At 69.8% G+C, this 17,643-nt stretch carries 9 protein-coding genes, 1 tRNA gene and 1 pseudogene; 4 read left to right on the top strand and 7 right to left on the bottom strand.

The features are described from left to right. Positions 1 to 31 precede the first annotated feature (31 nt). From B5557_RS06320 to B5557_RS06335, 4 genes and pseudogenes are all read right to left on the bottom strand, one after another. Positions 32 to 1,240, bottom strand: a complete 1,209-nt coding sequence (locus tag B5557_RS06320; RefSeq protein WP_231976277.1) for an ABC transporter substrate-binding protein — start codon at positions 1,238 to 1,240, stop codon at positions 32 to 34. 205 nt (positions 1,241 to 1,445) lie between these two features. After that, positions 1,446 to 1,972 (bottom strand): annotated as a pseudogene (locus B5557_RS06325) (IS630 family transposase); the annotation flags it as partial. A 156-nt stretch (positions 1,973 to 2,128) separates the two neighbouring features. Beyond that, positions 2,129 to 3,376 (bottom strand): glycosyltransferase, encoded by a 1,248-nt coding sequence (locus B5557_RS06330; protein WP_079658191.1) that lies wholly within the window; start codon positions 3,374 to 3,376, stop codon positions 2,129 to 2,131. A gap of 7 nt (positions 3,377 to 3,383) precedes the next feature. Next, on the bottom strand, positions 3,384 to 4,232 hold the full coding sequence (locus B5557_RS06335) for an alpha/beta hydrolase (protein ID WP_159424335.1): 849 nt from the start codon (positions 4,230 to 4,232) through the stop codon (positions 3,384 to 3,386). A 677-nt stretch (positions 4,233 to 4,909) separates the two neighbouring features. Here B5557_RS06335 and B5557_RS06340 point away from each other — a divergent pair. Further along, positions 4,910 to 5,344, top strand: coding sequence for a hypothetical protein (locus tag B5557_RS06340; RefSeq protein ID WP_331716826.1), 435 nt, complete (start codon positions 4,910 to 4,912; stop codon positions 5,342 to 5,344). A 28-nt stretch (positions 5,345 to 5,372) separates the two neighbouring features. Here B5557_RS06340 and B5557_RS06345 read toward each other — a convergent pair whose 3' ends face one another. Both B5557_RS06345 and B5557_RS06350 read right to left on the bottom strand, forming a co-directional pair. After that, positions 5,373 to 12,041: a type I polyketide synthase gene (locus B5557_RS06345; protein ID WP_079658193.1), complete on the bottom strand. Its 6,669-nt coding sequence runs from the start codon at positions 12,039 to 12,041 to the stop codon at positions 5,373 to 5,375. After that, positions 12,038 to 13,819, bottom strand: a complete 1,782-nt coding sequence (locus B5557_RS06350; RefSeq protein ID WP_079658194.1) for a fatty acyl-AMP ligase — start codon at positions 13,817 to 13,819, stop codon at positions 12,038 to 12,040. The genes B5557_RS06345 and B5557_RS06350 overlap by 4 nt, the downstream gene beginning before the upstream one ends. Positions 13,820 to 14,162: 343 nt before the next feature. Here B5557_RS06350 and B5557_RS06355 point away from each other — a divergent pair, with 343 nt between their 5' ends. After that, positions 14,163 to 15,608, top strand: coding sequence for an MFS transporter (locus tag B5557_RS06355; protein ID WP_143688146.1), 1,446 nt, complete (start codon positions 14,163 to 14,165; stop codon positions 15,606 to 15,608). Positions 15,609 to 16,102: 494 nt separating this feature from the next. Here the strand turns inward: B5557_RS06355 and B5557_RS06360 are convergent. Beyond that, positions 16,103 to 16,176, bottom strand: a tRNA-Pro gene (locus B5557_RS06360). Between the two features lie 98 nt (positions 16,177 to 16,274). On the opposite strand from B5557_RS06360, the gene B5557_RS06365 reads away from it, so the two are divergent. Together B5557_RS06365 and cobF are read left to right on the top strand one after the other, a co-directional pair. Then, a complete protein-coding gene (locus B5557_RS06365; RefSeq protein ID WP_079658196.1) occupies positions 16,275 to 16,805 on the top strand; it encodes a DUF309 domain-containing protein in 531 nt (176 codons plus the stop codon). Between the two features lie 44 nt (positions 16,806 to 16,849). Next, the gene (cobF, locus tag B5557_RS06370; RefSeq protein ID WP_159424336.1) at positions 16,850 to 17,623 is read left to right on the top strand and encodes a precorrin-6A synthase (deacetylating); all 774 of its coding nucleotides are present in this window, start codon (positions 16,850 to 16,852) and stop codon (positions 17,621 to 17,623) included. Positions 17,624 to 17,643 lie beyond the last annotated feature (20 nt).

The raw sequence follows: 17,643 nt of genomic DNA on the forward strand, positions 1-17,643 counted from the left end.
CGGCTGACCAAGTGGTGCGGGAGGAGGTGGTTCACGGGATCACACCCTCGGATCGCAGGGCATCGTCGATCTGCTCCCTGATGGTGTCGACGGAGCTCTCCGGTTTGATCCCGGCCGGCGGAGACAGCGTGTGGGAGACCGCGATCGACACGTTCTGGTAGGCCGGAGTGAGCGGGCGCACGCTCGCCGACTCCAGGGCGGCCAGCACCTCCCCGGAGAAGGGGTACTCCTTCGTGAACGCGGGCTCGTCGTACAGGGCGCGCAGGGTGGGCGGCAGACCGCCCTCGAGCGCGGCGGTGAGCTGGTTCTCCCGGTTTCGCAGGCACAGCGCCGCCTCGAAGGCCAGGTCGGGGTGGCGCGAGTAGGCGCTCACAGCCAGATCGATGCCGCCGACGGTGGGCCGTGCCGGGCGGTTCGCGTCGACCCGAGGGTACGGCGCCCAGTGGAAGTTCTTGAACAGCTCGGCGTTGTTCGCCTTCATCGACGGATAGACGAACGGGTAGTTGAGCTCGAACGCCGCCACCCCCGACTCCATGGCGAGGCGGTTCTGGTCCTCCATCTGGTTGGGCAGGGAGGGGTCCGCGGCCGGGGACTTCGCCAGATCACGCATGATCCCCGCGGCCCGCACGGCAGGAGGACCGAGCGAAGGCTCGGTCGCGCTCGCGTTGAGGATGGAGCCGCCGGCACTGTTGATCAGGGTGTTGAACCAGACGGTCAGGCCCTCGTACTGGGCTCCCTGGATCTCCACGAAGTGCGGTTTGCCCTGCCGGGCGAGGGCGCCCGCCATGTCCAGCATCTCGGCCCAGGTCCTGGGTGGGGTGGGCACCAGGTCCTTGCGGTACCAAAGGAGCTGGGTGTTGGTGTTGTACGGGACGGCGTACAGCTTGCCTTTCCAGGTCGAGGTCTGCAGCGGTACCCGCAGGGTGCCCTCTACGGCCTGCCGCTTCGCCGCCCCCGTCCATTCCCGGATCCAGCGTGCCTCGGCGAACTCGGCGGCCCAGGTGACGTCCAGGCCCAGGATGTCGAGCGAGTCGTCCTCGGCGGCGAGTCTGCGGACAAGCTGCTGGCGCTGGCCGTCTGCGGCACGCGGGAGCTTGTTGTAGCTGATCCTGTAGCGGCCGCCCGACGCCTGGCTGCACCGGTCGGCCGCCTTCTGGAGCGCACCGGAGTCGTCGGGGAAGTTGTACCAGTTGAGGGTGGTCCCACCGGAGCCCTCGTCACTGTCACAAGCAGCGAGCACCGACGCCAGCAACGGCACTACGGCGAACGCCCGCAGCCATCGCGTCCCGCGGGGACGTCCCTTCCGACCCGAAACGGGCCGGCAGCCGCACCTCGCGTGCACGCGCTCCACACCTCGCTTCCGGACGGTGGCACGGGACTCGGACCTCGCAGCGTTTCCCTCCCGGCGAACACTAAAGATCACATAAGGCAATATCAAGCACATATCACATCCAATCGCCCAGCCCGGCCCACTGGTGTCGCGTGCTTGAAGTCCATTTACGCTTGATCTCGTCGAGGATCTGGCCGGCGGTCTTGGTCCAGGTGAAGGGCTTGCAGCGGCTGTTGTAGCCGTCGACGAAGGCACGGATGGCGGTCTTGAGGTCGGGGACGGACTCGAAGGTGCCGCACCGTATGGCCTGCCGGGTGATGATCCCGAATAAGGTCTCGACCATGGTCAGCCAAGAGCAGGAAGCTGGGGTGAAGTGCAGGGTGATCCGGGAGTTCTTCGCCGGCCACGCCTTGCCGTCGGGATGCTTGTGGGTGGCGTAGTTGTCGACGACGACGTGCAGTTCCACACCCGGGGGTGGGCCTTGGCGACCTGCTTGAGGAAGGCCAGGAATTCCTTGTTGCTGTGCCGTTCGAAGCAGGCGTCGGCGCTGATCTTTCCGGTGGCGGCCGCCAGGGCGGCGAACAGCGAGGTCGTGCCGTTGCGCTTGCAGTCGTACGTCTGATCCAGCCCCGCACGACCGGGTCGATTTCCCGGGCGCACTCCTCCAGAAACAGCTCTCACTGAACCTCCCGGCTGAACCTCCTGGACATCAGCCTGGCCGCCCCCTGACGCTACTGACCCAGAAGTCGCTCCGGGCCCGGCAACGGAAGTGTTCGAGGACGTCTTGATCGCCCGTGATCACCCGGAGCCGACCCCGTACTGGTCCAGGACCTGACAGGCCCGGGCGGTGCCGTCCTCGGCTTCCAGGGCCCGGCCGAGCCGACGCGCGGCCTCGGCGTAGGAAGCGTGCCGGGTGAGGGCCTGCAGGCGCTGGGCTAGGGCGGCAACGGTGAGCTCACGGACCGGCAGGGGCGCGGGCCCCGCGCCGAGCTCGTGCACCCGTGCGGCCCAGTAGGGCTGGTCCCCGAAGAACGGGCAGATCAGCGAGGGTCTTCCGGCGCGCAGCACCGAGGCCGTCGTGCCTGCCCCGCCGTGGTGGACGACAGCGGCCATCCGCGGAAACAGCCAGTCGTGGGGGGTATCGCCGACCACGAGGATGTCGTCCTCGCTGGTGGCGGGGTCCCCTGGCAGCACTCCGCGCAGGTTCGCCCGACGCAGGGCCGTCCGTACGAGGGCGTCGGTCGCCTTGGGGTCGCCGGTCCTCATGCTGCCGAATCCGACGTAGACGGGCGGGGGGCCGTCGGCCAGGAAGGCAAGCAGTCGCCGTGAGGGTTTCCACAGCGGCTGGTCGTGGTGCCAGAAGCCGGTGACGTGGACGTTCGGTCCCCAGTCGGACGGCCGCGGTACGACCGTGGGGCTGAACGCACACAGCACGGGGGCTTGGCGAACCTGCCGGAAGGGGGCCGACAGGGAGAGCTCCGGGAGGCCGAGGCTCTCCCGGCGCCATGCGTTGACGAACCGCCGGAACACCATCCAGGAGCCGAGGTCGACCGCACCGAAACTGAGCCGGTTGCCGACGCCCCCCAGCATCCGGGCAGCCGGGGCGAACGGGTGCGGGAAGGCCTTCGTGGGCTGGCTCGGCTGGAAGTGAATGACGGCGTGCGGGACTTGGAGGTACTGGCTCAGGTGAACGCCGAGGAAGCTGAAGGTTGGTGCCAGAACCAGATCGGCTCCCTTCGCACCGGCCTGCGTCTCCTCCAGCATCGGCATGATGCAGGGCCGCAGGACCCGGTCCATACGGCGGATGAACGCCACCGGGTTCCGTCGTCCGGCGAGGAGCTCCTGCCCCTCGGCGGAGTCGATGATTTCCGCGGGGTCGACCGGAAGGGGATGGAGGTCCAGGCCCGCCTCCGCGATCAGACGCCGATAGCGGACGCTGGCCAGGATCCTTACCGCGTCGCCCCGACGGAGCAGTGCTCGCCCCAGGGCCAGGCAAGGCTGGACGTCGCCGCGCGATCCCGCGGCGAAGATCACCACTGTCCGCATGAAACCGCTACCCGAGTGACTTCATGACCGTCGGCCAGATGCTGTGCAACTCGTTCTGCCAGTACGGCCAGGAATGCGTCCCCGGCTTGTACACATGCGTCGTGACGTCGACACCCGCCGAGCGGAGCGACCGCGCGAAGCTCTCGTTCTGCTTCGACAGCGCTGCTTCGCCCAGCATGCTCACCAGCGCCACATCGGGTGAGTGCCCCGTGTCCAACGGTCCGAGGTCGCCGCTGCCCGCGGACAGATGGACGCGCGTTCCACGGAAGGAACGCGGCATGGCAGTGGGGTTGTGGGCTTGCCAGACTTCGGCGTTCTCCACCGGGTCGCCCCACACTTCTTTGATGTCGATGCCCTCCTTCCCGGTACCGAGCCAGAGTTCCAGGCGCACGGCAGGGTCGTTCAGATCCACGTAAGAACTCATTGAGGCCACGTAACGGAACATCCCCCGGTGGTGCGCCGCGTAGTTGAGTGCGCCGAAGCCGCCCATGGACAGTCCCACGACGGCTCGTGAGGGGCCCGCACGGTACTCCTCCTCCATGAGCCGCACGAGTTCGTCGGTGTGAAAGGTTTCCCAGCGGGGAGCGCCGGCGAACCAGTCGCTGTAGTAGCCGGCCTTTCCGGCGTCCGGCATGACGATGAGCACGTCGGAGTTCTCCGCCAACGCTTCCACATCTGTCTCGCGTGTCCAGGACGTGTAGTCGTCGTTGCCGCCGTGGAACATGTAGAGAACCGGAAAGGTGACTTTCGGCTCTTTTCTCCAGCTCGCGGGAAGAATGACGCGGACCGGGATCGACATTCCCATCGCCGGAGAACTGACCGTGAGATCGAACATCCGGTCGTCGATGGTTTTCACGGCAGTGACATGAGCCTCTGCGTGGTGATGCCCGGACGTGCCGTCCGGTCTCAGCTCAGCCGCATGCGCCTCGGTCGAGAGGAGAGCGCCGGCGAGCCAGAGGCACACCAGATTCGTTCTCGCGTACTTCAGGAAAGTGACCCACACAACCGGGAGCATGACGAAATGCGTTGGTCATCACCAGCAGACACTCCGATCGACGAAGGGCAGTAGCCCGTACAGCCGAGCAGCGTTGGCAGGGCAGCAGGTCAGCGGCTGTCGTGGAAAGCACTCGTGAGCCATGAGCCGCATTGAAGGCGAAATGGCATCGCCCCTTCCGTGGCAGTCATCGCGGGTCACGCCATTTCAAGATCCATGTGGCAGTCCGAGGACGGTGAAGGGACGGTCCATGGTTCGGCCGGCCCAGCGGGTGGCTTCAGTGATCGCGGTGCGGCCGGCGAGGCGGTGTGCGCCGACGGCGCGGTTGCGCGGTGAGGCCATCGCGCGTGGGTCGGAGCGAGCCGGTACGGACGCGAGAGGCGTCCTCGTCCCTGTTCCGGACCACTTCACGGCAGCCTCCCAGCGCGCCTGCGACGTCGACATGTTCGAGGGCGTCGAGGACAAGGACATACGTAAGTCCCTGATCGTCGGGAACGTGCCGATGCCCGAGTTCGCTCCGGACGAGGCTGATCGCCATCATGGCGACTGCGGTCAACTGCAACACGGTCTGGACGGCCGTGTTCGAGCCGTTGCCGACCTTGCGGTTCCCCAAGGAAACAGGGAAGGCCGGGAGATGGGAGGCGCGGCACGACCTGCCCTGCCACGAGGCGGTCGGCGAGGACCAGCACGTCCTGTTCGAGCACGTCGGCATGAAGACCTTCGCGGTGTCCGTGTTCCTGGCGAGGCGAGGCGAGGCGGAACGGTCGTCGCCTGCGGATCCAGTACCGGCTACGAGCACACCTACGAACAACCGGTACCGGTGCATGCGGCTGAAGCGGATCGTCGGCAGTCACGGTGCGAACCTTCACAAGGCTGGTGTGCTGTGTCTGGCTCCGCGTACCGGGCTCGGCGTCATCGACTCGCAGGCCCGTGCTCGGGTGGGTGAGGAGCGGTTGCGCCTGTTCCGCAGGTGAGCCCCACGGAACAGGCGCGGTGCGCCGATCACTGGGTGGGCCACCCCATGGCACGGGTGACGTGCTGCGCGATGGTCTGGACGTGGGGGGGATCGATGACGGAAAGGTGGTCGCCCTCGACGGGGACGATCTCGATGGTCTGGCACAGGGGCGCCCATCCGAGGTCGGCGTCCTGCCGGAGGTAGCGCGGGTCCAGAGCGGTGGTGAGCTGCTGCGGTTGCTTGGCACGGTAGAGGACCACGGGGCCCTCCTGGGGAGGGGGGACATACCGTTCGCCGACGCGGGCATCGACGTACGAGGTCCTTTGGTGCTCCATGATCCCTGGGCTCATGTCGAGGCCTGCGTCGGCGACCAGACGCATGATCACGTCGATCTGCTGATCGTCCGGGGTGGCCGCCAGCTCTTCGTAGGGCAGGTCAAGACGGTGCCCGTACGTCTTCTCGATGTATTCGGCGAAACGACCGAAACGCTCGAGCAGGAACTCCCGTGATTCCGGTTGCGGCACGGCGGGGGGCAGGATGGTGTCGATCAGTCCGAGGAACCCGATGCCCTGTCCTTCTTGCCTCAGTTGACGAGCCACTTCGTAGGCGAGACACCCTCCGAAGGACCAGCCGAGCAGGTGGTAGGGCCCTTCCGGCTGGATGTCACGGATGAGTGTGCGGTAGTGGGCCGCCTTCTCCTCCATGGTGCTCAACTCGTCGACGCGTTCCAGGCCGTACACAGGCTGTTCGGCCGGCAACAGCCCCATCAGGGGCAGGTAGACCGAGGTCGGGCCGCCGGCGGGGTGGAAGGTGAACAGCGGGGGCCGTTCCGACCCGGCGAGTGGGGGGCGCAGGGTGGTGAGCGCCGACCGGCCGGTTCGGTTGACGACCGGCCGGATCAGTTCCGCGACGGCTGCGACGGTGCGCTGGGCGAGGATGGCGTCGGCCGTCAGGCTCAACTCGGTGTCGTCGCCCAGGCGCCGGTGAATGGCGTCCGCCATGGCCGCGGCGGCGGCCTGTTCCCCGCCGGCGGTGGTGAAGTCCTCCCGGATGTCCTTGGGCGCTTGCTGCAGGACTTCGGCCCAGGCCCTGGCAACCAGCCGCTCAGCGGCGTCCCTGGGCCCGAGGAAGCTCGGCAGCGTGGGTGGGGACGGCTCGGCCTGTCGTGTGTCGTCGGGCGCCGTCGGCTGGGAGGCGGCCATCGGCTCCGTGGCGTCGAGACCGAGTTGTTCGAGGACCGCGCGGCCGAGTTCACGCAGGCTGGCACCACGCAGCAGCCAGGGCGCGGGCAGGTCGATGCCGAAGTCCTGGCGGAACGCGTTGCGGATGCGCACCGCCACCAGGGAGTCCAGGCCCAGTTCGGTCAGCGGGATCGTCTCGCTGAGTTCGGCGACCATGAACCCCATGATGGCTGCCGTTCTTCTGACCAGGCGTGAGTACACCAGGTCCGCGGCGGAACTGCCGAGAGCCGTGATGCCGTGGGGGCCGACCCAGTCGTCGGCGCCGGGTGAACCGTCCCCAAGGACGTCGGAGAAGAAGGGGATGGCGGACAGGCCGGGGAACGCCCCCAGCACGCGGTCCGTGTCGAGGTGGACGACGCCCACGTGCGCGCGATTGAGGGTGACGAGTGCCTGCAGGACGTCCATTCCCTCGCTCATCTGGATGGGCTCCAGGGCCAGCACCGGGTTCCCGGCCGCCATGCCGACGTTCTCCCAGGGGCCCCAGGCGATGGAGGTCGCGGGCAGGCCGCGGGCTCTGCGGTGGTGGGCCACGGCGTCGAGCCAGGCGTTGGCGGCCGCGTAGGCGGACTGTCCGGGTGAGCCGAGAAGTGCCGCGGCGGAGCTGTAGATCACCCACCAGTCCAGATCGTGGTCGGCGATGGCCGCCTCGAGGTTCCGGGCTCCGACGGTCTTGGGCCGCAGCACCCTGTCGATGTCCGCCGGTTCGAGGTCGGTGATCAAGCGGTCGTGCAGGACGCCGGCACAGTGCGCGATGCCGCGCAGGGTGTGGCCCTCGGCGAGGGCGGCACGCACCAGGTTCGTGGACACGTCCGGGTCCGCGATGTCCCCTTGGACCACGGCGACGGATGTTCCCCGTTCCCGCAGCTCGGCCAGGACGGCCTGGGCCTCGGGTCCCGGGGCACGGCGTCCGTTGAGGACGACGCGCCCGGCACCCTGCTCGGCGAGCCGGCACGCTGTCGCCAGGCCCAGTCCGGTCAGGCCTCCGGTGATGAGGTACGCGCCGTCGGGACGGGTGAAGGCCACGTTGTCGTTGCGCTGTGCGCCGATGTCGGCCCGGGCGAGATGGGCGGTGAGCCGTGTTCCGGACCTCCAGGCGATCTCGTCCGCGTCGCCGCCCGCGAGGAGTTCGCGGGCGAGGTCGTCGACCGCGCCGGGCTGTTCGTCGATGTCCACCAACGAGGCCCGCAGATGGGGTTGTTCGAGTGTGAGGACCCGGACGAGTCCACGCAGACAGGCGAGATACGGCGTCCCCGGTTCCCCGGACCCTGTCGCCTGTGCCAGCACGGTGGCCATCCACAGGCGTGGCGCTTGCCGGTGCGTGGCGCCGGCCAGGCGGCGCGCCAACCGTGCCGCCGTATGCAGTGGCCGCATGTCGTCGTCGTGTTCGTGCTGCTGGAGGAACAGGACCACGGCGCTCGGGCCGTCCTGCGGGGCCTCCAGCCAGGCGTCGAGTACGGCGTCGCAGGCGTCGTCGCGGGCATCGGTCGGCGTGACGTCGACACCGCCGGCTTCCAGAGCCGCCAGGAGCAGGGCCGTGGCGCCGTCCGCGGCGTCCGGTTCGTCGCTGACGAGCAGGGCACGCTGCAGTCGGCGCGACGGCAGCGGAACGGTGGACTTCTCCCACTGGATGTCGTAGGTGCACGTCTCGAGGGAACGGGGCACCGCGCGCCGCTCGACGGCCTGCAGCTGGACGAACCGGGCGACGATCTCGCTCGTGTCGCCCAGGGCGGAGAGGTGCCACTGGTCGGTGTCCGCGTCCGCCGGGCCGGCGCTGTCGACGGGCGTGCAGCGGATGTCGTAGTCGGTGTCGAGGACGCCCGGCGCCTTGATGTGCAGGGACCGTACGCCGACCGGGACGGTCTGCGCGGCGCCTTGGACGGCGCGGTCGCCGCCCGGTGGTGTGTCCGCGGCGCTCTGCGCCTCCAGCATGGCGGTCAGGACATGTGCGTAGGACGACCGGTTGTGGGGCCGGTGGTCCTCGGGGACGAAGTGCCGGACGAGGGCCGGCGCCGGTTCCGCCCCGAGGTCGGGCTCGCCCTGGGGTTCCGGGGCACGGGTGACGCGGGCCGAGGCGTAGCAGCGCCACGTGGTGCCGGAGCCGCGGGCGTGGAGGGTGACGGTTCCGTGCGTGCCGGAAGCCGGTTCCCACACCGCGGTCAGGGGGGTGCTGCTGGAGATGGCGAGCCACTGATGGATCTGCAGGTCCTCGATGCCGAGGTGGGTGGCGCCCTCCCGGGCCCACAGGTCCAGGCCGACTTCGATCATCATCTCCGCGGCCTCGACGACGGTCAGCACCGCTCTGCCGTGGACCGTGCTGCGGGTGCCGTGCCGGCGTGTGCCGACGTCTCCCTGCCACAGCACGGCGCCGGTCCTCGGGTCGTCGGTGCGCACCCCCAGCAGGGGATGGCCGCCGGCTTCGGTCGACTGGGCGGGTCGGGGGAACCAGAACCGTTCGTGCCGCCAGGCAGGGGTGGGCAGTGCGGTGCGCGCACCGGCAGGCCACAGCCCGGCATGCAGCGTGACGCCGGCGAAGTGCAGCCTGGCCAGCGCGGCGCGGACCTGGACGGTGTCGTCGGTGTTCCTGTACAGGGTCGGGACGACCAGGGCCTGGTCCCCCGCCGGTGTGGCGTCGAGGCTCTCCGCGAGCGGGACGACGACGATGGGGTGGGGCGAGATCTCCAGGAACAGGGTGTGGCCGTCCTCGGCCGCCGCCGTCACCGCCTGTTGCAGACGCACCGGGCGGCGGACGTTGGCGCACCAGTAGCCCGTGTCGGCCGCCGTGCCTGCGCGGGGATCGTCGAGGACTGTGCTGTACCAGCGTGTGGTGGGGGTGTGCGGGCGCAGGTCGCCGAGATCCTCGCGCAGTGGCGTCAGGATGGGATCGACCAGGGCCGAGTGCACGGCTCCACCAGTTTCGAGCAGTCGGGCGAGCCGGCCCTGCTCGGTCAGCTCGTCCACCAGGTCGCGCACCGCTCGGACCGGTCCGGCCACCGTGCAGCGTCGGGGCGAGGAGTGGACGGCGACCTCGACCCCGGGAAAGCGGCTGAGGACGGCCGCCCGGGACTCCATGGGAAGCTCCACGGCGGCCATCGCGCCGGTGTGTTCGGCTTCGAGGGTGGCGAGGTGGGCCGAGCGCCGGACGATGACGCGCAGTCCGTCGCGGTCGTCGAGGGCGCCGGCGAACACGCCGGCGGTGACCTCGCCCATCGAGTGGCCGATGACGGCGGCCGGTTCCACGCCGTAGGCCCGCATGGTCCGCGCCAGGGCCAGCTGGAGTCCGAAGAGCAGCGGCTGGATCCGGTCCACCGTCCGGTCCGCGTCGGACATGAGCATGTCCGTCAGTGAGGAGCCGGTCTCCGTGAGGAAGTCCGCGTCGAGCGCGGACACCTGGGCGCCGAAGAGGGCGTCGTCGGCCAGCAGGCGCCGCCCCATGCCCTCCCAGTGGGAGCCGTAACCGGAGAAGACGAAGACCGGTCGACGCGCGGTGAACGACTGCGCCGCTCGTGCGTCGGTGCACGCGGCGACCACGCCGGGAACCTTCTCCCCCCGGGCCAGCGCGGCCAGCCCGGCAGCCGCCTCGGGGCGGGTCCGCGCGACGACGGCGGCGCAGGACGGGCCACGGCGGTGCGAGACGAGCGTGTGGGCGATGTCGGTGAGGGCGGGCGCGCCGTCGGTGGCCACCCATCGCGACAGACTCACGGCCACGTCCGCGAGCCGGTCCGAGGAGCGTGCGGACACCACCAGGATGTGCGGCCGGCCGGCCTCTTCGTCCTCGTCCCGCGTGGGCTGCGCGGCGGTCGGCGGCGCCTGCTCCAGTACGGCGTGGGCGTTCGTACCGCCGAAGCCGAAGGCGGACACACCGGCGCGCCCCGGACGGTCCCCGGAGGTGGGCCATGCGGTTGGTTCGGAGACCACGCGCAGGCCCAGCTCGGTGAAGTCGATGTGGGGGTTGGGGCTGCGGAAGTGCAGGCTGACCGGGATACGGCCGTGATGCAGGGCCAGCGCGGTCTTGATCAGGCCGATGATGCCGGCCGCGCCTTCGAGGTGGCCCAGGTTGGTCTTGACCGATCCGATCAGCAGGGGCCGGTCGGGCTGTCTGACACGTCCGACGACCGCTCCGAGGGCGGTCGCCTCGATGGGGTCCCCCAGCAGGGTGCCCGTCCCGTGCGCCTCGACGTAGTCGATGTCGGCCGCGTCGATGCGCGCGTCGCGCAGGGCGTCGCGCAGCAGCGCCTCCTGCGCCGCCGGGTTGGGCGCCATGAGGCCCGCCGACCGGCCGTCCTGGTTCACGGCGGTGCCCCTGATGACGGCGAGCACCCTGTCGCCGTCGCGCCGGGCGTCGGCGAGCCGCTTGAGCACGACGACGCCGCAGCCCTCACCACGGGTGATTCCGTCCGCCGCGGCGTCGAAGGCCTTGCACCTGCCGTCCGCGGCCAGCAGGCCGGCCTGTTCGAGCGAGGCCGTGACCGCCGCGGACAGGAGCAGGTTGACTCCGGCGGCGAGTGCCGTGTCGCACTCCCCGCTGCGCAGGCTGCGGCAGGCCAGGTGCACGGCCACGAGGGACGACGAACAGGCCGTGTCGACGGTGATGCTGGGGCCGCGGAGGTCGAGCAGATAGGACACGCGGTTGGCGACGATGCTGCCGGCGGCTCCGGTGCTGGTCCACGGGGTCAGTCGCGCGGGATCCGAGGTGGTCAGATGCCCGTACTCGAGAGCGCTCAGGCCGACGAAGACGCCGGTGGGGGTGGACTGCAGGGCGTTGGTGGGTACGCCCGCATGGTCCAGCGCCTCGCAGATGACTTCGAGCAGCAGCCGTTGCTGGGGATCCATGACTTCGGCCTCGTGGGGCGTGATGCCGAAGAACTTGGCGTCGAATCCCTCGATGTCGTCGAGAAAGGCGCCCCACCGTGTGGTGGATTCCATCAGTGCGGTGACGTCGGGCGCTGAGCCGGCGAAGTTCGGCCAGCGTTCTTCGGGCACCTGGCCGACCGCGTCCCTTCCCGCCGTGAGCTGCTCCCAGAACGCGTCCGGCCCGTGAACGTTGCCGGGCAGACGGCAGCCGATACCGACGACGGCGATGGCATCGTCGTCGGTGCGGGCGGTGGTGGCCGCCTCGTCGGCCGTACGGGGCTGCCGGTCCGGCTGCGCGGCATCGGACCGGTCGGTCTTCGTCAGGGCGGCGACGAGTTGTCCGATGGTGGGGTGCTCCCACAGCAGCGTGGCGGACAGTGATCGGTCGAGCTTCTTCTCCAGTTCGCCGGTCAGACCGATGGCGTCACGGGAGGTGAGGCCGTACTCCGCCAGAGGCCGGCCGTCGTCGATTTGTTCCGGCGGGATGCCTCTGATGTCCGAGACCAACTGCACCAGTGCGTTCCGCAGTTCGGCAGCGCCCGGTCCGGAGCGGCCGTCCGTGGTGGAGGAGGTGGCCCGGGCGTCGCCCTCGACCGGCTCCTGGTGTCCGCCTGGCTGGTTCATACGTTGTGCGTCTCCCTCTGAACGTGGGTGTCGGAGGTCCAGGCACCCCGGAGGTACTGCTCACGGCAGGCGCTGCGGGCGACCTTCCCGCTGGTGGTGCGGGGTACGGTGCCGGGCCGGGCGAGGACGAAGTCGTGCATCGCGGTGGCGTGAGCGGCGGATACCGCCACGCGTACGGCGCGTGTCGCCTCGTCCCGGACCCTGCCGGGTTCCGCGAGGTCACGGGTGTGCTCGGCGACGACGACCAGGCGTTCGCCGTCATCGGTGGGGACGGCGAACGCCGCGGTGTGATGGCGGCGGATCGCCGGGTGGGCGCTCTCGACGGTGTGCTCGATGTCCTGCGGATAGTGGTTGGTCCCGTCGATGATCACGAGATCCTTGATGCGACCGGTGATGTAGAGGTGGTCGTCGTGCCACATACCGAGGTCTCCCGTGCGCAACCAGTGATGCGCCGCCTCGCCCGGGTCGTCGCCGTGGAGGGTGGCACGGAAGGTGGCCTCGCTCTGTTCCGGGCGTCCCCAGTAGCCGCGTCCGATGTTGGGGCCGCGCAGCCAGATCTCCCCCACCCGCCCGTCCTCCAGCCGGACGAGGCTCGCCGGGTCGACGATCGCGGCCTCCTGGTCGGTGGGCCGTCCGCAGCCGACCAGGCGGGTCACGGCCTGTCCCTCGGTGCCCTCGGCCGGCCGGGCGATGCCTGCTGCCAGCGCGTCACGGTCGAAGGAGGTGACGGTCGGTTCCTCACCGGCCGGTGAGGCGGAGACGAACACGGTCGCCTCGGCCAGCCCGTAGGAAGGGCGCATCACTGCGGGGACCGCGCCGACCGGGGCGAAGGCCTGCTGGAACCGCTGGAGCGTCTGCTCGGCGATGGGTTCACTGCCGTTGGCCATGACGGCGACCGATCCCAGCGACAGCGTCGCGCGCTCCTCGTCGGTGACGCGGCGCACGCAGTAGTCGTACGCGAAGTTGGGGGCGGCGGTGAGCGCTCCCGGGTATGCGCTGAGCAGCCGCAGCCATCGGACGGGCTGCAGCACGAAGGCCAGGGGATCCATGAGGACGGAGTGGATGTGGCCGACGACAGGAGCCACGATCCCCAGCACGAGCCCCATGTCGTGGAACAGCGGAAGCCAGCCGACGGTGCATCTGCGCCCGGCTCGGGGGTCGTACGCCTGCAGCGCCTGACGTGCGTTGGCGCAGACGTTGGCGTGGGTGATCTCCACGCCGGACGGCATGCGGGTGGAGCCCGAGGTGTACTGCAGATAGGCACAGTCCTCGGGGCGCGGATGAGAGGGCTCACCGCCCGTCGGTTCGGCACTTGCCGCCCAACCCGAGAGCAGATCCTCCTCGGTGACCACGCGCACCCGGAGGCCGTACTGGTCGGCGCAGAACTTCTCCGCGGCCTGGAGCGAGTCGGGGCTGGTGAGGGCGAGCACCGGGTCGGCGTCGGCGAGCACGGCGGCCAGTTTCTCCGCATGGCCCGGCAGACCCGGGGGGAACAGGGGAACGGCGATCGCACCGGCGCACGTGGCCGCGAGGAAGCCGACGACGTAGTCCAGGTTCTGTGGGCCCACGACGGCCACCCGTTCGCCGGCCGCGCCGCTGTGACGCAGGACCGCCGCGAGGGTACGTACCCGCTGCTCCAGTTGGCGCCATGTCAGACATCTGGAGACTCCGTCGCGATCGGTGCTGAAGTCCACGAAAGTGAACGCTTTTTCATCGGGTGTCTGCGCCGCGGCCCGGGCGAGATGATGACTGATCGTGTCGTTCACGGTTTCCAGCACTAAGTCACCGAACCTTCGTTCTCGACAGGCCACGGGGCTCCTAAGCTGTCGGCCTGTCAGGCGAATTGACGACAGTCGTCGCCGCCCGTCACCGATTCCCCATGGATAGTGGCAGTAGCACTATCAGCCAATCACAACGTCGTACCGAGATCGCAGCGCCACGCCGAGTTCCCCGCCCGGCCGACGCTGGGACACCGAGCGGCACTTTCCGACAGCACGCCGAATACCGTAATCAGGGCGTTCGGGAGTCGCGCCTGCCCTGCCCGCGAGGCAGAGTGAGAAGAAAGGGCGCGCAGAACGTGGCGGCCTCCTACCACCGTCCGTGCCGCTCAAGGCAGGTATCGTGAGCCGACTGCGTGTCCTCGCAATCCTCGTGGCCGTACTGCTGCCGTCCTTCATGACGGCCCTGGACAACACCGTCGTCAATGTGGCCCTGCCCCAGATCCAGGCCGAACTCGCATTGAGTGAGGCCGACCTCAAATGGGTTGCGGCCATTTACCCTCTCACCCTCGCCAGCCTTCTGCTGCTGGGCGGGCATCTGGCCGACACCGTCGGGCGGCGTGCGACGCTCTCGCTCGGTGTCGCCCTGTTCACCCTCGCATCGGTCGGGTGCAGTACGGCGCCCTCGGGGATGGCGCTGATCGCCTGTAGGGGGCTGCAGGGAGCGGGCGCGGCGCTGATCCTGCCGGCCGCACTGGCGATCCTGTCGCACGATCTGCCGCCTCGCGCGCGCAATGCGGCGTTCAGCGCCACCACCGCCGTGCTGGCCACCGCGCTGGCCTGCGGCCCCGTGGTCTCCGGCGTCATGACACAACACCTGGGCTGGGAGTCCGTGTTCGCCATGAACACGCCGCTGGGCTGCGCCAGTCTCCTCGTCGGCTTCCTCGTCCCCCGGCCCGGACCCTCGCCCCGTGCCGCGTCCACCCCCTCGGCCACGCTCTCGCTCCGCGTCGTCGCGCTGGCCTGTTGCTCGCTGGCGGCCCTCGCCTACTGCCTGATCGAAGGGCCCGAACAGGGTTTCGGCAGCATCCGCTTCGCCACGGCAGCGGGAATCATCTCGGTATCGGCCGCCGGCCTTTCCTACGAACTGACATCGCGCCGGAACACCGTGCTGCGACTCCTCTTCCGGCAACGCCCTTTCGTCGGCGGAATCATCACTCAGCTGCTGTGGGGTCTGAGCGTGAGCGGAGTCTTTTTCTTCACGTCCCAGTTTCTGCAGAACGGCCTCGGTCTCGCCCCGACGCCGGCCGGGCTGGCATTCATTCCCGTGGCCCTTTCCCTGATCGTCACCACCCCATTCATCGCGCGTATGGCGCGCCGCTGGGGAGACGGCCGGATGTCCGCCGCGGGTCTGCTCCTGGTCGGTCTGGGGTTGCTGATGGCCGCGCTGGGCAGCTCCGGAGGGAGCCTAGTCCATATTCTGCCCGGCCTTTCGGCCATCGGCTTCGGCTCCGCGCTCGCCATTCCGATGACCACCCGCGCCCTGGAATCCTCACCCGATCACCTCTCCGGAATCGCGGCCGGATTGTTCAGCGCCGTCCGTGAGGCGTCCGGAGTCGTCGGGATCGGGCTGGTGGGCGCCATCGTGTCGTTCGTGGACCATGCCGCGGCCGCAGCCGGGGCCGATGACTCGGATGCCTTTCTCTCCGGCTATCAAGCCGGTCTGTGTGTGGCGTCAGCGCTGGTCGGGGCGGGAGCTCCCGTCGCGTTGTGGGCGCTGCGACACCGCAGAGGTACACCGGCAGGCGGGAGGAAAGCGTCCGCATTCACCTCGAAGACAGGACCGTGACGGGTCAGGCCTGCGTCTCCCCTCGTAGCGTGGAGTTGGTGACTGCAGGGGAAGTCGAGAGTCGGCTTCGGCTCCTCTGTCGCCCTGAAGCCGCCAGCGGTCCCGCCGGGCAATCCCGCCACCCTGAGGAGGGACCTGTCCGCAGTCTTCGGCTGAGCCCCGGACAGGTCGGCGGGTGGCTGAGGCGGGCAAAGCAGGAACGCCGGCCGCTCGACTTCCAGCCCCCGTACACGGTCCGACGACCGCACTACACCACCTGGGACGCCGGCCCCTCGTGCTTCCTGCCACCATGCCGGCGCCGCGGCACCTGTCGTTGGTCTGATACCCGCACCATAGGCACGATCACGGACTGTATGGCGCACTTTGACCGGGTCAAGGTGCGCTTCGCCCCAGCCAGGTGCGCCGGTCCCAACCGGTCCCCAAGAACGATCAAGGGGCCGTTTCAGATCTCCTCTGAAACGGCCCCTGATCTGCGACTTCGGAGCGAGCTCCCGTCGGGACGACAGGATTTGAACCTGCGACCCCTTGACCCCCAGTCAAGTGCGCTACCAAGCTGCGCCACGTCCCGGTGCGCTTCGCACGGCGTGCCGTGTGATCGCGCGAACAGCACTTTACCCCACACCGGGCGCTGCGCCGAAGAGGGCCCGGGCGCGGGACAATCGCCGTATGGACCGTTTGGGCAGCACAGGAGGTACGCGTGGCGGCCGGTCCGTCGGCGCCCGGGACCGGGACGGCGAAGGGCGGGCGCGCAACGCCAGGCCGCGGGACGGGCTCGGCCGGCCCCTGCCGTACGGCACGGCCGGGGTGAAGCGGCAGCCCGAGGGCGTCATCCGCACGCCGCAGGAGAGCGTCGCCGAGGCTCAGGACCTGCTGGACGCCGGGAAGCCGTTTCACGCGCACGAGGTCTTCGAGGACGCCTGGAAGTCGGGCCCCGAGTCGGAGCGCGCCCTGTGGCGCGGGCTCGCCCAGCTCGCGGTGGGTCTGACACACGCGGCCCGGGGGAACCGCACGGGCGGGGCGCGGCTGCTGCGGCGCGGCGCCAGGGCCGTCGAGGAATGGGCGGAGGGCGCGGGGCAGGCGCGGCCCCACGGGATGGACCTCGCCGGGCTGGCCGGGTGGGCGCGCGCACTGGCGGACACGGTGGAGCGGACGGACACGGCGGTGGACGCGCGGGCCCGGGCGCCTCGGTTGCGCTGACACCCGGCACGGTCACTGTCAGTGGCGTACGGCAGACTCGAGGCGTGCGAGAGATTCATGTCATCGGTATCGGCGCGGGCGACCCCGACCAGCTCACTTTGCAGGCGGTCAAGGCGCTGCGGAGCACGGACGTGTTCTTCGTCCTGGACAAGGGCGAGGTGAAGAGCGATCTGACGCGGTTGCGCCACGACATGCTGGCCACGCACATACCGCAGGGCGGCTACCGGGTGGTCGAGGCCCGGGACCCGGAGCGGGACCGCCGGGCCGACGCCGCGGCCTACTCACCGGCCGTCGGCGACTGGCGCAGCGCCCGCGCCGACATCTACGAGCGGCTGATCATCGAGGAGCTCGGTGATCACGAGCGCGGCGCGTTCCTGGTGTGGGGCGATCCGGCGCTGTACGACAGCACGCTGGGCATCCTGGAGGAAGTGCTGGCCCGGGGCACGGTGGACTTCACGTACGACGTCGTGCCCGGGATCAGCAGTGTCTCGGCGCTCGTCGCCCGGCATCGGACGGGACTGAACCGAGTGGCCCGGCCCGTGCAGATCACCACCGGCCGCCGGCTCGCCGAGGGCTTCCCGGAGGGGGTGGACGACGTGGTGGTGATGCTGGACGCCCATCAGACGTTCCGGCAGTACGCCGACGACGATGTCGACATCTACTGGGGCGCCTACATAGGCACGCCGGACGAGATCCTCGTCTCCGGTCCGATCGCCGAGGCCGGCCCGCGCATCGAGCGGCTGCGGGCCGAGGCGCGCGAACGCAAGGGCTGGATCATGGACACCTATCTGCTGCGCCGTAACCCGGGCCGGGGGTAGCCCTCGGGCGGCCCGTCCCA

It is taken from the genome of Streptomyces sp. 3214.6, assembly GCF_900129855.1.
Taxonomy (GTDB): Bacteria; Actinomycetota; Actinomycetes; order Streptomycetales; family Streptomycetaceae; genus Streptomyces; species Streptomyces soliscabiei.

Excerpts from the sequence above, each read along its gene's own strand:
- B5557_RS06330 (WP_079658191.1), bottom strand. The coding sequence starts at position 3,376 with ATGCGGACAGTGGTGATCTTCGCCGCGGGATCGCGCGGCGACGTCCAG.
- B5557_RS06340 (WP_331716826.1), top strand. The coding sequence starts at position 4,910 with ATGGCGACTGCGGTCAACTGCAACACGGTCTGGACGGCCGTGTTCGAG.
- B5557_RS06345 (WP_079658193.1), bottom strand. The coding sequence starts at position 12,041 with ATGAACCAGCCAGGCGGACACCAGGAGCCGGTCGAGGGCGACGCCCGG.
- B5557_RS06365 (WP_079658196.1), top strand. The coding sequence starts at position 16,275 with ATGGACCGTTTGGGCAGCACAGGAGGTACGCGTGGCGGCCGGTCCGTC.